The sequence below is a fragment of the Streptomyces torulosus genome (assembly GCF_001419765.1).
Classification (GTDB): domain Bacteria; phylum Actinomycetota; class Actinomycetes; order Streptomycetales; family Streptomycetaceae; genus Streptomyces; species Streptomyces torulosus.
In genome coordinates, this window is record NZ_LIRK01000813.1 from 1 (window position 1) to 2,435 (window position 2,435).

General features: G+C 72.7%; 3 protein-coding genes and 1 pseudogene. All 4 read right to left on the reverse strand.

Annotated elements, in window-relative coordinates; all coding sequences use genetic code 11:
• On the reverse strand, window positions 1-589 hold a 589-nt coding region (locus AOK23_RS40565), incomplete at its 3' end, for a MaoC family dehydratase (RefSeq protein WP_169800381.1).
• A complete protein-coding gene (gene fabI, locus AOK23_RS40570) occupies window positions 573-1,337 on the reverse strand; it encodes an enoyl-ACP reductase FabI (RefSeq protein WP_055717425.1) in 765 nt (254 codons plus the stop codon). The genes fabI and AOK23_RS40565, both read right to left, overlap by 17 nt.
• A gap of 5 nt (window positions 1,338-1,342) precedes the next feature.
• Window positions 1,343-2,044: a beta-ketoacyl-ACP reductase gene (locus AOK23_RS51030; protein ID WP_055717426.1), complete on the reverse strand. Its 702-nt coding sequence runs from the start codon at window positions 2,042-2,044 to the stop codon at window positions 1,343-1,345.
• Window positions 2,045-2,260: 216 nt separating this feature from the next.
• Window positions 2,261-2,371: pseudogene (locus AOK23_RS51035) on the reverse strand (phosphopantetheine-binding protein); the annotation flags it as partial.
• Window positions 2,372-2,435: the final 64 nt, after the last annotated feature.

Below are 2,435 nucleotides of genomic sequence, written 5' to 3' on the forward strand. Positions count from 1 at the left end.
GGGTGGGGGAGTCGGCCGGTGCCGGGTGCCCGGGCGGGTACATCACGCGCGGGACCGGTCCGTCCACGGGCAGGGACGCGTCGGGGCGCATCGTGTAGAGACGGGTGTGGTCGAGCGTGCAGGCCGGCTGCTCGGCGCCCTCGACCATCAGCGACACCGCCAGCACGACCTCCAGATAGCCGCGCGGCCGTACCCGGACGCCGCTCACCCGGGCGAGGGCCCGCACCCGCGAACCCACGGGCACCGCCGTGAGGAAACGGACCCGGTCCAGGCGGTAGTTCAGCGCCACGTCGATCCAGCTCGGATCGAAGAGGGTGGATGTGAGGTACGGGATGAGGCCGAGCGTGTAGAAGCCGTGCGCCACGGGCACCCCGTAGGGCCCGGACGCGGCCCGGCCGGCGTCCAGATGGATGGCCTGCCAGTCGTGGGTGGCGTCGGCGAAGCCCCGTACCGCCTCGGGCGTCACCTCGTGCCAGGGGCTCGGGCCGAGTTCGCGGCCCACTCTGCGCGTGAACCACTCGGCGATGTCGTCCAGCGTCACGGTCGGCTGCCCGGTCGGCTGCCCGGCCGGCTCAGAAGCCCATGGCATGGACGCCTCCGTCGACATGGACGATCTCCCCCGTCGTGGCGGTGAAGTAGTCGGAGAGCAGGGCCACGCACGCCTTCGCCACCGGCGTCGCGAGGTTCTCGTCCCAGCCCAGGGGGGCGAGGTCGGCCCAGGCGCCGCCGTCCTCGTCCGGCGGGGCGTCGGACACCCCGTTCGCCGCCAGCGTGTTGAGGGGCCCGGCGGCGACCAGGTTCACCCGGACGCCCTGCGGGCCGAGATAGCGGGCGAGATAGCGGGCCGTGGACTCCAGGCCCGCCTTGGCGACGCCCATCCAGTCGTAGTCCGGCCAGGACACGGAGGCGTCGAAGTCGAGCCCGACCACCGCCCCGCCGCCCTTCATCATCGGCAGCACCGCGGCCACCAGCGACTTCAGCGAGTACGCGGAGGTGTGCACGGCGGTCGCGACGTCCTCCCAGGGCGTCTGCATGAACCGTCCGCCGAGCGCGCCCGGCGGGGCGTACGCGATGGAGTGCAGCACCCCGTCGAAGCGGTCGCCGTGCTCGGCGAGCCGGTCCGGCAGCGTCCGCAGCTGCTCCGCGTCCGTCACGTCGAGCTCGACGACGGGCGCCGGCTCGGGCATCCGCTCGACGATCCGCCGCACCAGACGCGGCCGGATGCTGGTGAGCACCACCTCCGCGCCGGCCCGCTGCGCCTCGACGGCCGTGTGGTACGCGATGGACGACTCGGTGATGACCCCGGTGACCAGGATCCGCTTCCCGGCGAGCAGCATCGTCGTCACGCTCCCAGCGACAGGCCGCCGTCGACGGGCAGCACCGCGCCCGTGACGTAGCTCGACCCCTCCGAGGCGAGGAAGCCGACGACCTCGGCGATCTCCTCGGCGGAGCCCTGACGGCCCAGCGGCACCTGGGACTTGATGCCCTCCTTGACCTTCTCGGGCAGCCGCACCGTCATGTCGGTGTCGACCCAGCCCGGGGCCACGGTGTTGACGGTCACCCCGTACGGGCTGAGCTCCAGCGCCAGCGAGCGGGCCAGGCCGATCATCCCGGCCTTGGAGGACGCGTAGTTGGCCTGGCCGACGGAGCCCGTGAGGCCGGCGACCGACGACACGAAGACGATCCGGCCCGCGCGTTTGCGCATCATCTCGCGCACCACGGCGCGGGTGACGCGGTAAGCGCCCATCAGATTGGTGTCCATCACCGCGGCGAAGTCCGGCTCCGACATGACGGCGAAGGCACGGTCGCGGGTGATGCCGGAGTTGGCGACCAGGACGTCGATGCCGCCCAGGGTCTGCTGGACCTCGTTCACGGCGTGGTTGACGGACTCGGGATCGCGGACGTCGCACTGCACCGCGAAGAGGTCCGAGGGCGGGTCGTTGCGGTAGGTGACGGCGACCTTCATGCCGTCGGCCGCGAGCCGCCTGGCCACGGCCAGGCCGATCCCTCGGTTACCGCCCGTGACGAGTGCCACTCGGCTCATGCTCCGGTCTCCTTCTGCTCTCTCGCGTGGTCGCGTCCGGTGAGGCGTGCGCCGGGTCACGGGCGCCCCCTCGGTACGTTCCGTTCGGGTCTCCGCCGGCCGTTCCGCCCGCTCGCGCAGGGCTGCCGGGAGGGGCCCCTGCGGCAGGGCGTCCGCCAGGAACGCCGCCAGGGAGGCCACCGTGGGGTGGTCGCGCAGATCGGCGGGCGTCACCTCAAGGCCCAGCAGATCGGACAGCCGCCCCAGCACCACCAGACTCATCAACGAGTCCATGCCGGCCGCGAACAGGCTCTGCCGGGTCCGCACGTCCTCGGGCTCGCACTCCATGACGGCGGCCACCTCGTCCCGCACCAGCACCTCAAGGTCGGTACGGCTGGGGGCGGAGGGGGCG

What these genes read in the sequence shown, in the direction of transcription:
- fabI (WP_055717425.1), bottom strand. Translation starts at nt 1,337, where the DNA reads ATGCTGCTCGCCGGGAAGCGGATCCTGGTCACCGGGGTCATCACCGAG.
- AOK23_RS51030 (WP_055717426.1), bottom strand. Translation starts at nt 2,044, where the DNA reads ATGAGCCGAGTGGCACTCGTCACGGGCGGTAACCGAGGGATCGGCCTG.